The organism is Comamonas squillarum, from assembly GCF_025309455.1.
GTDB classification, from domain to species: Bacteria; Pseudomonadota; Gammaproteobacteria; order Burkholderiales; family Burkholderiaceae_C; genus Comamonas; species Comamonas squillarum.
In genome coordinates this window covers 424240-444569 of the sequence record NZ_CP104377.1, presented here as the reverse complement: position 1 = coordinate 444569, position 20330 = coordinate 424240, and the positions used below count along the sequence as shown (strand labels likewise).

General features: G+C 63.3%; 21 protein-coding genes. 5 read left to right on the top strand and 16 right to left on the bottom strand.

The genetic code is table 11. The features are described 5' to 3' along the window. Positions 1-50: 50 nt before the first annotated feature. The 9 genes from rlmN to N4T19_RS01985 form a co-directional block, all read right to left on the bottom strand. The gene (gene rlmN / locus N4T19_RS02025) at positions 51-1172 is read right to left on the bottom strand and encodes a 23S rRNA (adenine(2503)-C(2))-methyltransferase RlmN (RefSeq protein ID WP_021027514.1); all 1122 of its coding nucleotides are present in this window, start codon (positions 1170-1172) and stop codon (positions 51-53) included. A gap of 59 nt (positions 1173-1231) precedes the next feature. After that, positions 1232-1657, bottom strand: coding sequence for a nucleoside-diphosphate kinase (gene ndk, locus N4T19_RS02020; protein WP_021027513.1), 426 nt, complete (start codon positions 1655-1657; stop codon positions 1232-1234). A 79-nt stretch (positions 1658-1736) separates the two neighbouring features. Next, positions 1737-3197 carry a pseudouridine synthase gene (locus tag N4T19_RS02015; protein ID WP_409935146.1) on the bottom strand — a complete coding sequence of 487 codons (1461 nt, stop codon included), beginning with the start codon at positions 3195-3197 and terminating at the stop codon, positions 1737-1739. Further along, a complete protein-coding gene (gene scpB / locus N4T19_RS02010) occupies positions 3190-4095 on the bottom strand; it encodes an SMC-Scp complex subunit ScpB (protein WP_116925221.1) in 906 nt (301 codons plus the stop codon). Before scpB ends, N4T19_RS02015 begins: the two co-directional genes overlap by 8 nt. A 198-nt stretch (positions 4096-4293) precedes the next feature. Further along, positions 4294-5361, bottom strand: a complete 1068-nt coding sequence (locus tag N4T19_RS02005; RefSeq protein ID WP_116925220.1) for an RluA family pseudouridine synthase — start codon at positions 5359-5361, stop codon at positions 4294-4296. Next, a complete protein-coding gene (locus N4T19_RS02000; RefSeq protein WP_260719315.1) occupies positions 5361-6206 on the bottom strand; it encodes a peptidoglycan DD-metalloendopeptidase family protein in 846 nt (281 codons plus the stop codon). Before N4T19_RS02000 ends, N4T19_RS02005 begins: the two co-directional genes overlap by 1 nt. An 11-nt stretch (positions 6207-6217) precedes the next feature. Continuing rightward, on the bottom strand, positions 6218-7018 hold the full coding sequence (locus N4T19_RS01995) for a protein-L-isoaspartate(D-aspartate) O-methyltransferase (protein ID WP_409935145.1): 801 nt from the start codon (positions 7016-7018) through the stop codon (positions 6218-6220). Next, a complete protein-coding gene (gene surE / locus N4T19_RS01990; protein ID WP_116925287.1) occupies positions 7015-7794 on the bottom strand; it encodes a 5'/3'-nucleotidase SurE in 780 nt (259 codons plus the stop codon). Before surE ends, N4T19_RS01995 begins: the two co-directional genes overlap by 4 nt. Positions 7795-7974: 180 nt before the next feature. After that, positions 7975-8925: a LysR family transcriptional regulator gene (locus N4T19_RS01985; protein WP_116925218.1), complete on the bottom strand. Its 951-nt coding sequence runs from the start codon at positions 8923-8925 to the stop codon at positions 7975-7977. Positions 8926-9356: 431 nt separating this feature from the next. Between N4T19_RS01985 and N4T19_RS01980 the strand changes: the two genes are divergently transcribed. From N4T19_RS01980 to N4T19_RS01960, 5 genes are all read left to right on the top strand, one after another. Continuing rightward, positions 9357-9890: a 2,4'-dihydroxyacetophenone dioxygenase family protein gene (locus tag N4T19_RS01980; protein ID WP_116925217.1), complete on the top strand. Its 534-nt coding sequence runs from the start codon at positions 9357-9359 to the stop codon at positions 9888-9890. A 24-nt stretch (positions 9891-9914) separates the two neighbouring features. Further along, complete coding sequence (locus N4T19_RS01975; protein WP_260719314.1) at positions 9915-11165, top strand: MFS transporter; 1251 nt, start codon at positions 9915-9917, stop codon at positions 11163-11165. Further along, positions 11165-12244 (top strand): 2,3-butanediol dehydrogenase, encoded by a 1080-nt coding sequence (locus N4T19_RS01970; RefSeq protein WP_260720257.1) that lies wholly within the window; start codon positions 11165-11167, stop codon positions 12242-12244. Before N4T19_RS01975 ends, N4T19_RS01970 begins: the two co-directional genes overlap by 1 nt. A gap of 12 nt (positions 12245-12256) precedes the next feature. Further along, positions 12257-12970, top strand: coding sequence for an SDR family NAD(P)-dependent oxidoreductase (locus tag N4T19_RS01965; RefSeq protein WP_260719313.1), 714 nt, complete (start codon positions 12257-12259; stop codon positions 12968-12970). 98 nt (positions 12971-13068) lie between these two features. Continuing rightward, a complete protein-coding gene (locus tag N4T19_RS01960) occupies positions 13069-14016 on the top strand; it encodes an IS481 family transposase (RefSeq protein WP_260719312.1) in 948 nt (315 codons plus the stop codon). A gap of 104 nt (positions 14017-14120) precedes the next feature. Here N4T19_RS01960 and N4T19_RS01955 read toward each other — a convergent pair whose 3' ends face one another. From N4T19_RS01955 to N4T19_RS01925, 7 genes are all read right to left on the bottom strand, one after another. Beyond that, positions 14121-15137 carry an aldo/keto reductase gene (locus tag N4T19_RS01955; RefSeq protein ID WP_260719311.1) on the bottom strand — a complete coding sequence of 339 codons (1017 nt, stop codon included), beginning with the start codon at positions 15135-15137 and terminating at the stop codon, positions 14121-14123. A gap of 70 nt (positions 15138-15207) precedes the next feature. Next, complete coding sequence (locus tag N4T19_RS01950; protein ID WP_116925214.1) at positions 15208-16164, bottom strand: Gfo/Idh/MocA family oxidoreductase; 957 nt, start codon at positions 16162-16164, stop codon at positions 15208-15210. A 77-nt stretch (positions 16165-16241) separates the two neighbouring features. Further along, positions 16242-17111 carry a class III extradiol dioxygenase subunit beta gene (locus tag N4T19_RS01945; RefSeq protein WP_116925213.1) on the bottom strand — a complete coding sequence of 290 codons (870 nt, stop codon included), beginning with the start codon at positions 17109-17111 and terminating at the stop codon, positions 16242-16244. A gap of 1 nt (position 17112) precedes the next feature. Further along, positions 17113-17550, bottom strand: a complete 438-nt coding sequence (gene ligA / locus N4T19_RS01940; RefSeq protein ID WP_260720256.1) for a protocatechuate 4,5-dioxygenase subunit alpha — start codon at positions 17548-17550, stop codon at positions 17113-17115. A gap of 77 nt (positions 17551-17627) precedes the next feature. Next, positions 17628-18545: an amidohydrolase family protein gene (locus tag N4T19_RS01935; protein ID WP_116925211.1), complete on the bottom strand. Its 918-nt coding sequence runs from the start codon at positions 18543-18545 to the stop codon at positions 17628-17630. 12 nt (positions 18546-18557) lie between these two features. Continuing rightward, the gene (ligK, locus tag N4T19_RS01930) at positions 18558-19241 is read right to left on the bottom strand and encodes a 4-carboxy-4-hydroxy-2-oxoadipate aldolase/oxaloacetate decarboxylase (RefSeq protein WP_260719310.1); all 684 of its coding nucleotides are present in this window, start codon (positions 19239-19241) and stop codon (positions 18558-18560) included. A gap of 32 nt (positions 19242-19273) precedes the next feature. Then, positions 19274-20302, bottom strand: a complete 1029-nt coding sequence (locus N4T19_RS01925; RefSeq protein ID WP_260719309.1) for an amidohydrolase family protein — start codon at positions 20300-20302, stop codon at positions 19274-19276. Between the last annotated feature and the right edge of the window lie 28 nt (positions 20303-20330).

Here is a 20330-nt window from a genome sequence, read left to right as displayed (position 1 = left end):
TTGTCACAGCCTCTTGCATGCACACCCTCCTCAAACTGTTTGGACTATTTCTAGACTTGCGCCAGCGGTATGACCCGGTTCTTGGCCATGCGTTCTGCCGCTTTGGTGCGGTCCTTCACATCGCCAGCGAGCTGGCCGCAAGCCGCATCGATGTCGTCACCCCGGGTCTTGCGCACGGTGGTCACAACGCCCGCATCCGAGAGCATCTTGGCAAATTCCGTCACCCGACTGGCAGGTGATCGTAACAGACCCGAGGCTGGAAAAGGGTTGAATGGAATCAAATTGAATTTGCACCATGCCCCGCCGTTGCCCGCATACTCTCGCACCAGTGCTATCAATTGCTGGGCATGCTCGGGTTGGTCGTTGACGCCGTCGAGCATGCAGTACTCAAAGGTGATGAAGTCACGCGGCGCAAACTCCAGGTAGCGGCGGCAGGACTGCATCAGCTCGTCAAGCGGGTATTTCTTGTTCAGCGGCACCAGACCATTGCGCAGCGGATCGTTGGGAGCGTGCAGCGACACGGCCAGCGCCACCGCGCAATCCTGCGCCAGGCGGTCCATCATCGGCACGACGCCCGAGGTGGAGACGGTGACGCGGCGGCGCGACAGACCATAGCCATGGTCATCGAGCATGGTGCGCAGCGCGGGCACCAGGGCCGTGTAATTTTGCAGGGGTTCGCCCATGCCCATCATCACCACGTTGGAGATGATGCGCTCATCGCGCCCCAGGCGCTTGCGCAGCGCGTGTTCGGCAAACCACAGCTGCGCCATGATTTCGCCGGTGGTCAGGTTGCGGCTGAAGCCCTGGTGCCCTGTCGAGCAAAAGCGGCATCCCACCGCGCAACCGGCCTGCGAAGAGACGCACAAGGTGCCACGGTCATCTTCGGGAATGAATACGGATTCGACAGCATTGCCATCACCCACGTCGAACAGCCACTTGACCGTTCCGTCGGCGGACACATGCTCGGTGATCACGGGCAGCGCCGTGACATGGGCCGTGCCCTTGAGTTTTTCGCGCAGGGACTTGGCCAGATCGGTCATCTGGTCGAAATCGGCTGCACCGCGCTGGTGGATCCAGCGAAAAAGCTGCGTGGCCCGGAAGCGCTTCTCTCCCAGCCCTTCGCAAAAGGCGGTCAAACCAGCCAAATCAAAATCAAGCAAATTGGTGGTCATGGATATACGCTCGGGCCACTTACCTATGCCACGCGGCCTTGCGGCCGCGTACATGTCAATTAACGGGAATAGACGTTCATGCCGGGGAAGAAGAACGCCACTTCCACAGCGGCGGTCTCAGCGGCGTCAGAGCCGTGCACGGCGTTGGCGTCGATGCTGTCAGCGAAGTCAGCGCGGATCGTGCCCTTGTCAGCCTTCTTGGGATCGGTAGCGCCCATCAGCTCACGGTTCTTCAGGATGGCGTTTTCGCCTTCCAGAGCCTGGATCATCACAGGGCCGGAGATCATGAAGTCCACCAGATCCTTGAAGAAAGGACGGGCAGCGTGCACAGCGTAGAACTGCTCAGCGTCTTGACGCGACAGTTGCACCAGCTTGGCGGCCACGATCTTCAGGCCAGCAGCTTCAAAGCGGGCGTAGATTTGACCGATAACATTCTTAGCCACTGCATCGGGCTTGATGATCGAGAGGGTACGTTCGATTGCCATAATAAATTTCCTGTTGATGGATTTTTTGCTCTAAAAGCAAACCTTTGATTGTACGGTGTCCGGGAAGTCAGTGGCGTGACTACGACCTTCCACCGCGCTTGAATCCGCCACCGCTCTTGCGCTGGCCCTGGCGCTGACGCGTCAGGCTGTCATGACCGATGTAGCCCAGCGAGGTCTTCATCGGATCGGGTTGGGTACTGCGCTTCTCGGGCGCCTTGCGCAAGCCGCCGCCCCGGGTGTTCTTGGCAGGGCCCACCGATGGGCGCGGGCCGTTGTGCTGGGGACGGTTGTCGCTGCGCCCGCCCCGGCCCGCGGCATTTTGCTCGCGGGGTTTGCGCTCCACCACGCCACCGGCCGCCACGGTCAGCGCCTGGATGTCACGCTGGTCGAGCTCGACCCAGGAGCCCCGGCGCAGGCCGCGCGGCAGCACCATCGCGCCGTAGCGGATACGGATCAGGCGGCTGACCGCGTGACCCACCGACTCGAACATGCGGCGCACTTCACGGTTACGGCCTTCGGAGATGGTGACGCGGTACCAGCAGTTGGCGCCTTCGCCTCCGCCGTCGTCGATGGAGCCAAAGCTCGCCACGCCGTCTTCCAGGTTCACGCCAGCGAGCAGCAAGGCCTTTTCTTCATTGGTCAGGGCGCCCAGCACGCGCACCGCGTACTCACGCTCGAGGCCAAAGCGCGGGTGCATCAGGTTGTTGGCCAGTTCACCGGAATTGGTGAACAGCAGCAGGCCTTCGGTGTTCAGATCGAGACGGCCAATGGACTGCCACTTGCCGTGCGAGACGCGCGGCAGCTTGCGGAACACCGTGGGGCGGTTTTGCGGGTCGTCATGCGTCACCACCTCACCCACCGGCTTGTGGTAGGCGAGCACGCGCGCTGGCGGCTGCTCGATGCGGAAGGTGATCAGCTTGCCATTCACACGGATCTTGTCGCTGTGCAAAATGCGCTGACCGACGTGGGCCGGCTCGTTGTTGACGGAGATGCGGCCTTCCAGAATCAGGCGCTCCATCTCCAGGCGCGAACCCATGCCCGCCTGGGCCAGCAGCTTGTGCAGCTTGGGCGCTTCCACATGGGGCTGGAGCACGCGCTTGACCGGTGCGGGGGTATCCGAGTCTTCCGCCGCTTCCAGCGCGCCGGCCACCACATCTTCGAAGGCATAGCCTTCCGACTCGGCATCGCGCTGCGGGCGGCCCGCAGGACCACGGCCCCGGACGGGCGGCGCATCGCCTTGCGCGCCCTGCGCATCACGCGGCTGTCCATCACGCTCGCGGAAACGGCGGGCACGGGCCGGGTAACGGCTCACGCGCGGCTCGCCATCACGGCGCGCACGCGGCTCACCGGCGGGCTGGGCAGCAGCGTCGCCATCAGCCTCGCCGGCGTCAGCGCGCGCCGCCTGGAATTCGTCAGCCGCTGCAGCTTGCGCAGGCACGGCACGCTTGCGCGGGGCGCGGCGCTTGCCGGACGGGGCAGCGCCTTCTTGCAAGGCCTTATCTCCGTCCTGGGGCGCATTCATATCGCTGGTATCACTCATCATTTTTTTGCTTTTCTACCCCGCCTGGTGCGGAATTATGTGCATCGTCATCACGGTCCAAAGGATCCGCATCTATTTCTGCGGCCGCTGCGGCGGGGGCATCTGCCTCGCCACTTGCCGCCTGGGCCTCAGCCGCCTGATGGGCGGCAGTATCTTCATCACCGGCAGCCTCACCTAAGGGTGAGGTCTGCACATCCTGCGCGTCTTGTAAATCCTGCGCGTCCTGCAACTCTTCCAAAGCATCCACCTCGTCCGCGGGCGCTACCATCGGCATCGACTCGCCCACCAACTCAAAAGCCTCGGCGTCCGGCAGCCCGGCATCCTGCGGCACAGCTTCGTCCGGCGCAGCCTCCAGCGGCAGGCTGTCAAACATCGTCTGCGGCTGGTTGCTGCTGTCCAACTCGGGCAACTGGTCCAGCGACTGCAGACCCAGGTCGTCCAAAAACTGCCGGGTGGTCGCCAGCAGCGCAGGCCGCCCGATGGTCTCCCGGTAGCCAATCACCTCCACCCAGCCCCGGTCCTCCAACTGCTTGATGATCAAGCTGTTGACGGTCACCCCCCGGATATCTTCGATATCGCCACGGGTGACCGGCTGCCGGTAGGCAATGATGGCCAAGGTCTCCAAGGTTGCACGCGAGTACTTGGGCGGCTTCTCGGGGTGCAAACGGTCCAGGTACTCGCGCATCTCCGGCCGGCTCTGAAAGCGCCAGCCCGATGCCACCTGCACCAACTCCACACCGCGATGGGACCAATCGAGCTGCAGCTCCTGCAGCAGCACCTTGAGCGTATCCGTTCCCAAATCATCGGCAAACAATCCCCGCAGCTCACGCACGGTGATGGGCTGGGGCGCGCAGATCAGCGCAGTCTCCAGCACCCGTTTTGCTTCCAAAGTATGCATGCGATAAATCCCTGTTGGCACGCCAGCGCGCGGGCTGCGTGTTGAGACAAAGGAATGCGTATCAAGAGGGCCGCGTTTGCATGGCCAAGATCACGGCGCAGGCATAAACGCCCATAGCCGTCGGCACTGGGCGCCACCGTTGCAGTGCGCAAACCAGATGTTTGCGCTGGTCAAAAACCAGAACTGCATGGGTGGCGCTTAGGCCAATTGGGCCAAATTATACCGAAGATCCCAATTTTCCATCGCCGAGGTGATATCGGCAGGCGGCAGCGCGAACCAGGACATGCTCTGTCCCGTGACCGGATGCACAAAAGCCAGCCGCAGCGCATGCAAGGCCTGGCGCTCCATGCCGGCAGCCGGTGTGCCGCCGTAGAGCGTGTCGGCCAGCAGCGGGTGCTGGAGCGAGGCCATGTGCACGCGGATCTGGTGCGTGCGCCCGGTATGCAGGCTGCAGAACACTGCGCAGCCCTGCTCGCCATTGACCAGCAGGCGGATATCGGTGCGCGCCGGTTTACCCGGGTGCTGGGCCAGATCGACCGCCGCCATGCGCAGCCGGTTGCGCGGATCACGGCCAATGGGCAGGCTGACCGAGGTCTGCGCTGCGCCCTGCCAGGGCTTGTGGCCCAGCGCCAGGTAATTGCGGCGCACATCGCGCGCGGCAATCAGCTTGACCAGCGCATCCATGGTCTGGCGCTCACGCGCCACGACCATCAGGCCGCTGGTGTCCTTGTCCAGCCGGTGCACAATGCCCGCGCGCGGCAGCTGGGCCGCCTTGGCGTCATAGGCCAGCAACGCATTGAGCAAGGTGCCGCTCCAATTGCCTGGCGCGGGGTGCACCACCATGCCGGCGGGCTTGTTGATGATGAGCAGGTGCTCGTCCTGGTAGACCACATCGAGCGCAATATCCTGCGGCAAAAAGGCCTGGCTTTGCTGCGTAGGACGCAGCTCGACCACCGCCTGGTCACCGGCCTTGACCTTGGCGCTGGGCTTGAGGCCGGACTTGCCATTGACCAGCACCGCGCCTTGCAGCAGCAAGGCCTGCAGGTAGCTGCGCGAGAACTCCGGCACCCACTGCGCCAGCGCCTTGTCCAGGCGCATGCCATGCTCAGCCACCCCGGCCACGACCGTGCGGCTTTCCCAGGCCTGCGACTCGACCTCCGCCGACTCCTCATCGCCTTCAGGCGAGGACAAAGGGGCATCGTCCAAATGGGAAAAGCCGACATCGTCGGCGGGCGGCGATGTCGGCTTCGAAGAAGTGCCCGGCATCAGCGGGAAGGCAGGTAGCGCGATGGATCGACCGGCTTGCCCTGGCGGCGCACCTCAAAGTGTAGCTTGACGCGGTCGGCGTCGGAGCTGCCCATCTCGGCAATCTTCTGACCCTTCTTGACCACCTGGTCGTCCTTGACCAGCAAGGTCTGGTTGTGGGCGTAAGCGGTCAGGTAGGTGTTGTTGTGCTTGACCAGAATCAGGTTGCCGTAGCCGCGCAGGCCTGCACCCGAGTAGATCACCCGGCCGTCGGCGGCTGCTACGACCGGATCGCCGGCTTTGCCACCAATATCCACACCCTTGTTACGCGCATCGTCAAAGCCTTGAATGACAGCACCCGACGCCGGCCAGATAAAGCCCAGATTGCCATCAGAGGCAGCCGGTGCAGAAGCTGCGGCAGCAGGCGCTGGGGCGGGTGCGGGCGTCGCCGCTGGCGTGTTCGCACCGGTCACAGCCGGCGCAGTCGCTGCCGGGGCAGCACTGGCAGTGGCCGTCACCGGTGGCACCACACGCAGCACCTGGCCGACTTCAATGACGTTGGGATTGTCCAGATTGCTCCAGCGGGCAATGTCGCGCCAGTTCTGGCCGTTGTCAGCCGCAATGCGCATCAAGGTCTCACCGGGCTTGACGGTGTAGTAGCCGGGCTTGCCGGCGTTTTCTGCGCCAGGCAAGGTGGCCGGATCAATGCGTGCGGGCGCAGAGGCGGTCGACGAAGGCGTGCGACCTGCCGATGAACCCCGATCTTCCACGGGCGCCTGGTTGAGCGATGTGCTACCACAACCCGCCAGCACCATGGCCGCTACCACACTGGCACCCCAGGTCAAAACACCACGTGAATCCAACATACCTATCCTTCTTAACCAAGCCCCGATTTTAGGGGTACGAAATGAACATGCTCCAGAACCGTGCGCTGAAATCCATCAGCACTGCGGTCCACCACGAGCAAAACCTGTTGTTGGCCCGGCCCCATCACCGGTGCCACGAGCCGGCCGCCTTCTGCCAGCTGGTCACACCATGCCTGAGGAACCGAATCCCCGCCGGCTGCGGCGATGATCCCGGCGTAAGGCGCGCCCTTTTCAAAGCCCAGCATGCCATCGCCCAGGATCAGGTGCACATTGGCCAGCCGCAAGGGACGCAGGTTGACCCGCGCCTTTTCATGCAACGCACGCAGCCGCTCAATGGTATACACCTCTTTAGCCATCAGGCTCAGAACCGCGGCCTGGTAGCCGCAGCCCGTGCCAATCTCCAATATACGGCCCAGGCCCATTTTCCCCGCAGGCGATTGCAGCAGCAGCTCGCACATCCGCGCCACCACGCTGGGTTTGGAGATGGTCTGCCCCAATCCTATAGGCAAACTGGTGTCCTCATAGGCCTGAACCGCCAGTGCACTGTCAACAAATTGGTGGCGCAGCACGGAATTCATCACTTTGAGCACCCGGGTGTGCTCCACGCCCGAGGCAGCCAGGCGCTGGACCATGCGCCAGCGCGCCGAGGTGAAATCTACGCTCTCAGGGCCCAGCGACTCGCGCACCGCCATGGGCACGGGCGACAGCTCCGCAGGCAGCCGGGCCCATTGCCGATGCACGCTGCTGGCCTGTGGTTTGGTGCTCACAGGCATGGCACCGCGGGCAGGAAAGCCGGGCTTGCGCAAGGTCACCCTGGCACCTCCAGGTCCTTGCTGCGCAGGCTCGCCGCCGTCTGCGCCCAGTAAGCGAGGCTGTCATGGTCGGTCAAATCCACCTTGAGCGGGGTGATCGCCATATGGCCGGACGCCGCCGCATGGAAGTCGGTGCCCTCGGCGTCATCGAGCGCCAGGCCGGCATTGCCGATCCAGTACATGGTCTCGCCCCGGGGACTGGTCTGGGTGATCACCTTCTCGGCCGAATGCCTGCGCCCCAGACGGCACAGCTTGAGCGGCTTGATCTCGTCAAACGGCAGGTTGGGAATATTGATATTGAGCAGCCAGGGCTTGAGGGTCACCAGCTTGGCCGCTTCGAACTGCTGCACCAACTCACAGGCCTTTTTGGCGGCCGATTCCAGCTCGCCCCAGCCCTTGTCGATCTGCGAGAAGGCCATCGCTGGGATACCGAACAGATAGCCCTCCATCGCCGCGCCGACGGTACCGGAATAGATGGTGTCATCGCCCATATTGGCGCCGTTATTGATGCCGGAGATAACCAAATCGGGCCGATAACCCAATAGACCCGTCAGCGCGATATGCACGCAGTCAGCCGGTGTGCCATTGACATAGCGAAAGCCATTGGCAGCGCGCTGCACGTACAGCGGGGAATGCAAGGTCAGCGCATTCGATTTGGCACTGTTGTTGTGTTCTGGTGCCACCACCTCGACATCGGCTACCGCCTGCAATGCGTCATGCAACGCCACGATGCCGGGCGCCTGATAACCATCATCGTTACAAAGCAGTATCTTCATGTCATTGAACCAGTTGCACTGCATTGTAGAGGTGCCAACACAGAACCCGAGCGGAGTGTGGCAGCAAAGCGACCGGCAGGCCGCCCCGGCCCACGGAAATGCGGCCTATGCACAGGGCTCAGGCATTGTAAGGAGCGCTGCCGCCCCGCCCCCACGCGACCAGCCCATTGCTACACAAAATTACGATGACATGCCGCTGTCGCTGCCGGAGCCCTCGCTTGGCGCCATGGATGGGGCCTGTGCGCAGACCTCGGTGGTCAACGCCTGCAAGACGGCTGCGGTGCAGCGCAGCAAAGGCGTGGCTTTGCGTTTGGCTGACTGCGCCAGGCACAGGTTGATCATCACCGCAGGCGACTCGATGGGCGCGACCACCAGACGCTCACCCACCACATGCCCGTCGAGCGCACTGCGCGTCAAGGCCGCATAGCCGTAACCGCCGCGCACCAAATCCAAGATGGCCGGCACGCTCGATACCTCCCAGACCACATTGAGCTTGACCTGCGACAGCCTGGCCTGGGCTTCCATCAGCTTGCGAAAGATCTGGCCGTACTGCGGCATGATCAGCGGAAAATCCGACAGATCCTGGAACGCGAGGCTGGTGCGGCCGCCCAGCGCGCAGGCAGGTCCTACCAGACACAGGCGCTCCTGCAAGACCGGGCTGATCTCGATATGCGGATGCGGTTCGGGCGAATAGACCAGACCCAGGTCCATGCGGCCCGAGGCCAGCCACTCGGCCATCTGAACGGAAAAGCCCTCGACGATCGCCACGCGGGCCTTGGGCATTTTGCTGCCGAAAGCATGGATCAGCGGCAGCGTCAGCCGCCTGGCCAGGCTGGGCGGCAGCCCCACCACGATGCGGCCCACCGGCTCATCGCGCTCACAACCCAGGTCCTCCTTGGCCTGGGCCACGTGCTGCAGGATGGCATGGCTGTGCTCCAGCAAGCGCCTTCCGGCCTCCGTCAATGTCACACCGCGCCCGGTGCGGATCAGCAAGGTCTCACGCAATTCGACCTCCAGCGCCCGCACCTGCCGGCTCAGCGCCGGCTGCGCCGTGTCCGACAACATGGCCGCCTTGCTGAAGCTGCCGGTTTCCGCTACCGCCACAAAGGTTTCGATTTGCTGCAAATTCATAGGAATCCCCTTCAATTTGTTAAATTTTAATAATTTTTAGCTATTAGTATGCCATTTTGCTATAGCTGCTAGCTTCGCTGCCACCTAGGACTCTGGGGTCATCTTCCACAGAATGGGTTTCGTCATACAACACAGAAAGCCAGGAGTCCTCAGGATGCAGCACAACCGGATCCATGCCAGCGCAGACCCTGCGTCCACCGGGCGCCCTCCCACCGCTCCCAGCCACACGCCCTGCTTGCACTGACAGGCACACAGCCACCCTCATGCAGCCCTCACAACCAGCGGTTGCGCCCGCTTCACCGGCGCGCGATACCGCCAGCAGCCGCGCTGACACGGCCACCGGATGCACCAGGCTTCTTCCCGGTCCCTGCCCCTGTTCGCGATGCAATGCACCGACTTCAACCCTTCCCTCAATCCCAAGGAGATCCACCATGGTCGACAAAGCCAACACCGAGTTCTGGCAACACCTCAGCCCCATCGCCAACCCCTTCATGCCCGATGCGCTCCCGGAGGTCTACACGCCCAATGCCGTGCCGGAAGACGAGCGCCTGTATGTGCCGTTCACGGACACCGTGTTCTCCCGCCCCCTGTGGATTTCGCCATCACAAAACAAGTGGTGCGACATCCTGATGGCCAAGAAAGCGGGCCTGGTCAACCGCCACTACCACCCCCATGAAGTCTTTGCCTACACCATCTCGGGCAAATGGGGCTACCTGGAGCATGACTGGACGGCGACCAAGGGCGACTTTGTCTACGAGACCCCCGGCGAAGGCCACACGCTGGTCGCCTTCGACCATCCCGAACCCATGCGGGCCTTCTTCATCGTCAAGGGGCCGCTGATCTGGCTGGACGAACAGGGCAAGCCCGATGGCTACTTTGATGTGCACTCCTACATCGCCATGTGCAAGGCCCACTACGAAAAGGTGGGCCTGGGCGCCGAGGCCGTGGAAAAGCTCTTCCGCTAACGGCTGCAGAGCCTGGAGAACGCCATGAAACCATCCGCCATCCGCGCCTTGTGGACCTATGAGAACCGGCTGCTGCTGATCCTCTTTCTGACCTTCGGCTTTGTCTTTTTTGACCGCCTGGCGCTGTCCTTTCTGTTCCCCTTCATGCAAGATGAGCTCGATCTAAGCCAGACCCAGCTGGGCATGATCTCCTCGGCCCTGGCACTGACCTGGGCCCTCTCCGGGGCGATTGCGGGCGCCTGGTCCGATTCGCGCGCCAAGCGCAAGGCCTTGCTGGTGGTGTCCGTGCTGGGCTTTTCCATCTGCTCGGCCTTGTCCGGGCTCGTTGGGGGTTTCATCAGCCTGCTGGTGTTCCGCGCGCTGATGGGCCTGGCAGAAGGGCCGGTGCTGCCCATCGCGCAGTCCCTGATGATCCAAAGCTCCACGCCTTCGCGGCGCGGCCTCAACATGGGCTTGCTGCAGGGCTCGTCGGCCGGTCTGATTGGCGCAATGATCGGGCCACCGGTGGTCATTGGCCTGGCCACACATTTTGGCTGGCGCGTGGCCTTTTATGTCACCGTCATCCCCGGCATGCTGATCGCCCTGTGCATCTGGCGCTGGGTGCATGAACACCCGGGTGGCGCTCCTGCCGCAGACGCCAAGCCAGCGCCGATCAACCGCTGGGCCCTGCTGCGTGAGCGCAATGTGCTGCTGTGCATGCTCCTCAGCTGCTTTTTCCTCACCTGGTTCATCATCATCATCTCGTTTGCGCCCACCTTTCTCGTCAAATACCGCGCGTTTTCGCCGGGCGACATGGGCTTGGTGATGACCTGCCTGGGCGCCGCCTGGGTGTTCTGGGGCTTTGCGGTACCCGCCATCTCCGACCGGATCGGACGCAAAACAGCGCTGGCCATCTTTGCACCGATTGCGGCGATGTGCCCTATCGCGCTGATCTATGGGGATTCGGCCGTCGCCTTGGGTGCGGTGGTGTTCTTCACCTATAACGGCCTGGGGTGTTTTACCCTCTTCATGGCAACGGTCCCGGCTGAAACCGTGCCGCCCCAGGTATTGACCGGCGCGCTGGGCCTCATCATGGGCGCGGGCGAGTTGGTGGGCGGCTTTGTGGCCCCCACTGCTGCGGGCCTAGCGGCCGACCATTACGGCCTGCCGGTGACGATGTGGATAGCGGCTGCTGGGGCACTGGTGGCAGGGCTGCTCGCGCTGGGTCTGAAGGAAACCGCCCCGCTGGTGCTGCAGCGCCGTGCCGCTGCGGGAGTTGCAGGAGCTGCGCCATGATGCGCGCGTTGCGCTGGCATGGCGCCCAGGATCTGCGCCTGGAGCAGATCCCCATCCCCCGCCCCGGCTCCCAGCAAGTACGGATTGCGGTGCAGTACTGCGGCATCTGCGGCAGTGATTTGCACGAATACGAATCAGGCCCCCATGCCATCCCGGTCGGCACCGCCCACGCGGTCTCGGGGCGCAGCGCGCCTTTGACGCTGGGCCACGAGTTCTGTGGCACGGTGGTCGAGCTGGGCAGCGAGGTCACCGGCCTACAGGTGGGTGACCGGGTGGCGGTGGAGCCCGAGTACCGCTGCAGCCACTGCGCTTACTGCGGCAGCGGCGCCTACAACCTCTGCGCCGACATGGGTTTTGCCGGGCTGATGGGTGACGGCGGCATGGCCGAGTTTGCCGTAGTGCCCAGCTACATGCTCCATCGCCTGCCCGATGTGGTGACGCTGGAACAGGCCGCTGTGCTGGAGCCCGCTGCCGTCGCGCTGCATGCGCTGCACCGCAGCCAGTTGGCTGAAGGCGCCAGTTGCGCCATCTTCGGGCTGGGCCCCATCGGGCTGCTGCTGGTCACGCTCGCCAAACTGCAAGGAGCGGGCACCATCATTGCGGTGGATGTATCGCCCCAGCGCCTGCACATGGCAAAGCAGGCAGGCGCCAGCCACCTCGTCGATGCCAAGGGCCTCACGCCGCGCGAGTTGCGGCACACCATCGCCTCGGCCACTGCCGGCCTGGGCGTAGACACCAGCTTTGAAGCCGCCGGCCTGCAAGCCACGTTCGAAGGCGCATTGCGCGCACTGCGCAAAGGCGGAAACATGGTGATGGTGGGGCTCATGTCCGAGGCGCGGCTCGACGCCTTTGACGCCGTCAACCGTGAGCTGAGCCTGGTGGCCAGCGTCGGCTACCGCGATGTGTACCCGGAATTGATCGGGCGCATCGCGGCCGGCGCCTTCGGCCCCAGCGCCATCATCACCCGAACAGTCCCGCTCGAACAGGCGGTCAGTAACGGCTTTGCAGCACTGGTGCAGGACCGGTCCCAGATCAAGATTCTCGTGAGCCCGAGCGCGGGCTGCAACAACCAGCATTAGGAAACACCCAGGATGTCCACCATCGAAGAAAACGTCATTCTCATTACCGGCGGCACCTCCGGCATTGGCGCGAGCACCGCGCTGCACTTTGCCCACGCCGGCGCCTCCGTGCTGGCCCTGGGGCTGGACGCGCAGGGCCTGCATGCGCCGCGCCATCCCCGCATCCAGTGCCTGGAGCTCGATGTCTGTGACAGCGCCAAGCTGAGCCAGACGATCGCCGAGCTGCCCCAGCTCGATGCGCTGGTCAACGCGGCGGGCATCAGCCGCCATGCACAGGAATACCAGCCAGAGGCCTTCTTGCAAGTCATCCACACCAATTTGACGGCCGTGATGCAGGCCTCGATGGCCGCTGCGCCACATCTGCTGCAACGCCAGGGCTGCATCGTCAATGTGGCATCGATGTACAGCTACTTTGGCAGCAAGGACCGCCCCGCCTACAGTGCCAGCAAGGGCGGCATCGTGCAGTTGACGCGCTCGCTGGCCCAAACCTGGGCGCATGAGGGCGTGCGTGTCAATGCGGTCGCTCCCGGCTGGATTGCCACCCCCTTGAGCGAAGGCCTGATGGCCGACCCCAAGGCCTCGGCAGGCATTCTGTCTCGCACCCCCATGCAGCGCTGGGGCCATGCGTCCGAGGTGGCGGCGGTGATCGGTTTTCTGTGCTCACCCGCCGCATCCTTTGTCAACGGCGCCGTCATTCCCGTCGATGGCGGCTACCTGACGGTCTAGTTGTGAAGGTTCAATAGGTTGTATCCGGTGTTCATCCGGGTTGGATTTGAGAGACTGGAAGTCGCCAAACACCCAACCCACTCAGGACAGCCAACCGGATGAACACTCATAAGCATGCCCGACTTACCTTTGCCCGGAGACTGGAGATGGTCAAACAGATGACCTTGCAAGGCCTGGATGCCTCTCAGGCCGGAGCCCTTCAAGGCGTCACCGCACAGACCGCTCGCAAGTGGCTGGGCCGCTACCTCTGGGGCGGCGAAGCGGCCCTGGCCGATGCTTCCTCCAGGCCCATTTGCTCTCCAAAAGCCATCTGCGAGTCCAAGGCCTTACTCATTGTTGAGCTACGCAAACGCCGCATGCTGCAGTCGCGCATTGCCAGCTACGCAGGCGTCTCGGCGTCCACCGTGAGCCGGGTATTGGCCCGTGCGGGCCTGTCTCGACTCAGCGATCTGCAGCCGTCCGAGCCCGTGGTTCGCTATGAGCACGATGCGCCTGGAGACATGCTGCACATCGATACCAAGAAGCTCGGGCGCATCGTTCGGCCCAGCCACCGCGTCACAGGCAATCGGCGCGATTCGGTCGATGGTGCGGGATGGGAGACACTGTTCGTGGCCATTGACGACCACGCACGCATTGCCTTTACCGCTATGCATCCGGACGAGAAAACGCCGCAAGCCGTCGCCTTTCTGCGCAACGCCGTGGCGTACTACGCGGGGCTTGGAGTGAGCATCAAACGCCTGCTGACGGACAACGGTGCGGCATTTCGCTCAAGGGAGTTCGCTGCGGCCTGCAACGCCTTGGGCGTGCAGCACAAGTTCACCAGGCCGTACCGGCCACAGACCAACGGCAAGGCCGAGCGATTCATCCAATCGGCGCTGCGCGAGTGGGCCTATGGTTGGACATACCAGAATTCAGCTGAGCGAACACAAGCCTTACATCGCTGGCAGCATTACTACAACTGGCACAGGCCTCACAGCGGCATTGGTCGAATTACCCCGATGGCCAGGCTCAAATCTGCAAAAAACCTCTTGACAGTTCACATCTAGTCCCAGCGCGCGGGATGGCAGGTAGCACAGGACAGCGGAACGGGGAGTCGGGTAGATCCGCTCCCCGTTCTGCACAGCGCCCCAAGCGCCCTGTCAGCCTGGCATCAGCACTGCTCGAACGCAAACTTTTCGGTATCCACCTCGCGCTGCGAGGCTGGTGCATAACGCTCGCCTTCGATGGCCTCCGGGGCAAACAAGGCGTCGAGCTCGGCCAGCAAGCCGGCATCCAGCCGCACACTGCCGCCACGCAGATTTTCATGCAAATGGTCTATATCGGTGGTACCTGGCAGCGCAACCACATGCTCGCCCTGGTGCAGCACCCAGGCAATGGCCAGTTCGGCCAGGCTGCAGTCCGCGCGCTCGGCAATCGCCTGCATGGGCGCCAGCAGCCGCAGGTTCTTGGCATAGGCCTCGGGCTGGAAACGGGGCATGCCCGCACGGATATCGCCCGGCACCCATTGGGTGCCGGCAGGCAATTTGCCTGACAGAAAAGCCCGGCCCATCGGGCTGAAGGCTACATAGGCAATGCCCAGCTCGCGGCAAGCCTGCAAGCTTCCCAACTCGGCATTGCGTGACCACAGCGAATACTCGCTTTGCAAGGCCGCAATCGGGTGGGTGGCATGGGCGCGCCGCAGCGTCTCCGCCCCGACCTCGGACAGGCCTAGCGCCCGGACCTTGCCCTCTTCCACCAGGCGCGACATCGCGCCCACCGATTCTTCGATCGGCACCCGCCGGTCCCAGCGGTGCAGGTAGTACAGGTCAATGACATCGGTGCCCAGACGCTGCAAGCTGTCTTCGCAATGGCGGCGCAAGGTCTTGGGATGGCCATCAATCACACGGCGCATCACGCCATCATCGCCACGCACGCCCGCCATACCGCACTTGCTCGCCAGCGTAATGCGGTGGCGGTGCGGCTTGAGCACCGGCCCGACCAGCGCTTCATTGGCGCCAAAGCCGTAGAGCGCTGCTGTATCAAACAAGGTGACCCCGGCATCGAGCGCTGCATGCAGCAGCGCCTGGGCCTGCGCCTGCGTGGCCGGGTGGCCATAGGCATGGCTCAGGTTCATGCAACCCAGGGCAACAGGGCCGACCTGGAAGGGGCCAATAAGGCGATCGCTCATCATCTCTCCTGAAAAACCAAAACCGCCTGCGATAAGGTGTGCAGGCGGTTCACGACTGGTCGGGCCGATATTACTGCAGCTGCTGCTCCAAAGCATGCAAAACCTGGTAGCAGGGCAACACCTGGGCGATGCTGGCGCGGGGCTGGCGGCCCTCGCGGATGGCGGCGAAAAACTCGCGGTCCTGCAGCTCGATGCCATTCATCGACACGTCCACCTGCGAGACATCGATGGCCTGACCCTGGCCATCGAGCAACTCGTCATAACGCGCCACATAGGTGCCCGTGTCGCCGATATAGCGAAAGAAAGTACCCAATGGGCCATCGTTGTTGAAAGACAGGCTCAGGGTGCACAGGGCGCCATTGGCCGCCTTGAGCACGATGCCCATGTCCATCGCAATGCCCAGCTCGGGGTGCAGCGGCCCTTGCACGGCATGGGATTGCACGATGGGACTGCCCGCCTGGTGGGCGAACAAATCGACCGTGTGCGCCGCATGGTGCCAGAGCAGATGGTCGGTCCAGCTGCGCGGCTGACCCAAGGCGTTCGTATTGCTGCGGCGGAAAAAGTGGGTCTGCACATCCATTTGCTGGAGCCGGAAGCTGCCCGCCTGCACCTTTTGCTGGATCCATTGGTGGCTGGGATTGAAGCGGCGGGTATGGCCACACATCGCCACCAGGCCACTGGATTTTTGCAGCTCGGCCACCGCCAGCGCGTCTTCCAGCCGGTCGGCGAGCGGAATCTCCACCTGCACATGCTTGCCTGCCAGCAAGCACTGGCGCGCCTGGCTGGCATGCAACTGCGTGGGCGTGCACAGAATCACCGCATCCACCTGCGGCCGCGCCAGGCTGTCCTGCAAGCTGGTGGCCACATGCGCAATGGCATATTGCTCGGCCACCTGCCGCGCCTTGGACAAATCGGGATCGACCAGGGACACAACCTGCACCCCGGGGATATGCGCAATGCCTTCCAGGTGTTTGAGGCCAAAGGCGCCCGCTCCTGCAAGCGCTACGTTGATGGGTCGACGTGTCATGGTGTCCTCCAGGGTGTCTGGGTGCCCAAATCAGCAACTGGGCGATGCGTACCAAAAATCAGAAACATCAGCGTCTCTCAAGCGTTTTCTAGAATCAGGTGACCCACGGCGGTGTTGGAGGCCGGCACATGGTAGAAGCGGTGCTTGACCGTGGGCCGCTTAGCAGGATCGGCCACATCGGCCATCGCGCCACGGGCAATCAGCCACATGACCAGCTCAATCCCCTCGGAGCCCGCCTCTCGCACATAGTCGATATGGGGCACCTTGGCCAAACTGGCGGGGCGGTGGATCAGCTGGTCCAGGAAGCAGTTGTCCCACTCCTGGTTGATCAGACCCGCACGCGTGCCTTGCAGCTGGTGGCTCATGCCACCGGTGCCCCAGATCTGCACATTGAGGTCCGCGTCAAAGCTCTCCACCGCCTTGCGGATCGCATTGCCCAGGCTGAAGCAGCGCTGGCCCGAGGGGACGGGGTACTGCACCACATTGACGGCAAACGGAATGACCGGGCAAGGCCAGGCACCGCCATCGGCGGGCTGCTCTCCGCACATCAGGGACAGCGGCACGGTGAGCCCATGGTCTACATCCATCTTGTTGACGATGGTCAGGTCAAAATCCTGCTGTATCACCGACTGCGCGATATGCGAGGCCAGCTCAGGATGGCCGATCACGTTCGGCACCGGTCGCGGCCCCCAGCCTTCATCGGCTGGCGAGTAGGCCGCACCCGTGCCGATGGCAAAGGTGGGAATCAGGTCCAGGCTGAAGGCTGTTGCATGGTCGTTGTAGACCAGAAATATGACGTCGGGCGGGTTCTCGCGCATCCACTGGCGCGAATATTCATAGCCTTGGAAGAGCGGCTGCCAGTAGGCTTGCTGGGTGAGGCCCTGGTCGATGGCCACCCCAATGGCGGGCACATGTGAGGTGAACACCGATGCGCTGATGCGTGCCATATCAGACTCCCTCATGGATGGCGATGCCGCCTGTCGGCTGCGCCGGCGTGCCTGCCGCCTCATGCATGAAGCGGCACCCCTCCACCGAGCGACCACCGGCGATCATCATTGCGCGGTAAGCCTCCTCGCTCATGCCCGTCATCGAGCCGGCCATCTGCTGAAAGCTCTTGCCATCGGTGGCCCCGATCTTGGCCAGAAAATAGATATTTCCGCCTGTGCGTATGCACCAATTCAGGTCGCGGGCCATCACGGCCTGCTTCTGCTCCTCGGTCATATCCCAGCCGTCCAGATAGGCCCGCTCATCGGCCTTGAAACGCGCCCGGTTGTCCGCTTGCATCAACGACATGCAAAACTGGTTGAGCCAATAGCCCTTGCGTGACTGGTCAGCATCAAATACCACGGTGCCCGGCACATCAAGATAGGGTTTTTCTAAAGCCATATTTTTCTTTCCAAGTTGGTCATGGGGTCCTGGCCCGCAGCCCGATGGGCGGATCCGCGTGGAAACATCCTGTGGGCTCATGCCTCCTCTGGCCAATACAGACGCATGGGGTTGTCCACCAGCAACTGGTGGCGCAGCGCAGGCGTGGGGGCGATCTGGGCGATGAAATCCACCAGCAAGCCGTCATCGGGCATGTGGCCCTTCAGATTGGGATGGGGCCAATCGGTGCCCCAGAGCACACGGCTGGGAAAGGCCTCGACCACCCGGCGCGCAAAAGGCACCACATCCTGGTAGGCGCGGCGCTCGCCATGCAGCGCCTGCGGGCCCGTCAGCGACAAGCGCTCCGGGCAGCTGACCTTGCACCAGAGGTTGTCGCTCTCGTGCATCAGCTGCAAAAACATGCCGAACTCCGGCCCATCGGCGGCTTGGCCGACATCGGGGCGCCCCATGTGGTCTACCACGACGGGGGTGGGCAAGCGGCGCAAGAATGGCCACAGCTCAGGCAGGTCCTGCGCTTCAAAATAAACCACCACATGCCAGCCCCAAGCGGCGATGCGCTCGGCAATCTCCTGGAGTTCATCCTGCGGGGTCACATCCACCAGCCGCTTGACAAAGTTAAAGCGCACGCCCCGCACGCCGGCCAGGTGCAGCTCTTGCAGCTCCTGGTCGGTGATGCTGCGCCGCACGGTGGCGACCCCCCGCGCTTTGCCGCCGGATGTCTTGCAGGCATCGACCATGGCCCGGTTGTCCGCACCGTGGCAGGTGGCTTGCACAATCACATTGCGCGAGAAGCCCAGGTGATCACGCAATGCAAACAGCTGCTGCTTGCTGGCATCACAGGGGGTGTATTTGCGCTCAGCGGCAAAGGGGAACTCCGCAGCCGGCCCAAACACATGGCAGTGCGCATCTACGGCGCCCTCGGGTAACTGCAGCACAGGCTTTGCCGGCCAGGGATGCCAATCCAGCCAGCCGGGGGTTTTGACAGACAAGGACACGATGCAACCCCTTTAGTCGATATAGCGCAGGCCGGATTTGGCCAGCGGCACACGCATCTGGTAGAGATCCAGCCCCAACACGCCAGCGGCCAGCTGGGCACGTTTGGCCGTCTCAAAACGCTCTCGGTCCAGCGCGGTCTCCCAGGTGGCAGGCGCGATGGCGGCAGGCACGCAGACCACACCATCGTCATCGGCCACGATCACATCGCCCGGGGTGACCCACATGCCGGCGCAGACGACCGGGATGTTGACCGAGCCCAGCGTTGCCTTGATCGTGCCCTTGGAGGACACCGTCCGGCTCCAGACGGGGAACCCCATCTCCTGCAAGGCCTTGGTATCGCGCACGCCCGCATCGATGACCAGCGCCCGTGCGCCACGCGCCTGAAAGCTGGTGGCCAGCAGGTCGCCAAAATAGCCATCGCTGCATGGTGAGGTCACGGCCGCCACGACGATGTCGCCAGGCTGGATCTGCTCTGCCGCCACATGCAACATCCAGTTGTCGCCAGGCTGGAGCAGCACCGTCACCGCTGTGCCGGAGACACACTGGCCCGCGGCGATGGGACGCAGCGCTGGCTGGAGCAGGCCGACACGGCCCATGGCCTCATGCACCGTGGCCGAACCCAGAGGGGCCAGGCCATCGGCTGCGGCACGGTCAGCACGCTGGATATGGCGGTAAACAACACCGAGTTCATACATGGAAATGTCCTTGTTGGTGGGTGGCGGGCGCTTCACAGCCCCCGGTGGCGAAGCACGGCATCCAGGCGCGGAAACACGCGGCGCGCATTGCCCTCGTAGACCTGATGTCGCTCTTCGTCGTTGAGATGAGGTGTTGCCTCGATATAGCGCCGGGTGTCGTCGTAGTGGTGGCCGGTTTGCGGATCGATGCCGCGCACCGCCCCCACCATTTCGCTGGCAAACAGAATGTTTTTGGCTGGCAGCACCCGGGTGAGCAAGTCAATGCCGGCCTGGTGGTAGACACAGGTGTCAAAAAACAGGTTGTTGAGCAGGTGCTCCTCGAGCAAGGGCTTGCCCAGCGCCTGCGCCAGCCCCCGAAACCGCCCCCAGTGGTAAGGCGCGGCCCCTCCTCCGTGGGGGATCAGCAGGCGCAGCGTGGGAAAGTCCTGGAACAGCGCACTGTCGAGGCACTGCATAAAGGCCGTTGTGTCGGCATTGAGGTAGTGCGCGCCAGTGGTGTGAAAGCAGGCATTGCAACTGGTGGAGACATGCACCATCGCGGGGATGTCGTACTCCACCATCTTTTCGTAAATCGGGTACCAGGAGCGGTCAGACAGCGGCGGCGCAGTCCAGTGCCCACCGGAGGGATCAGGGTTGAGGTTGATCGCCACATTGCCGTATTGCTCGACACAGCGCACCAGCTCGGTGATGCAGGTGCGGGGATCGACACCCGGGGACTGGGGCAGCATCGCGGCCGGCACAAAGTGGTCGGGGAACAGCTCGCTCACGCGAAAGCACAGCTCATTGCAGACCTCGGCCCAGGCGCTCGATGTCTCGAAATCGCCGATATGGTGGGCCATGAAGCTGGCGCGCGGGCTGAAGACGGTCAGGTCCAGCCCCCGCTGGCGCATCAGCTGGAGTTGGTTGCACTCGATGGTCTCGCGAATCTCGTCATCGCTGATGCGCAAATCTGCGGCCCGAGGCGTCAGGCGTGGGTCCTTGAGGCCAGCCATCTGCAGGTCGCGCCACTGGCCCAAGCCCGCAGGTGCGGTTGTGTAATGCCCATGTACATCAATAATCATGCGGTGCTCCTCCCTGTTTGTTCTCTTT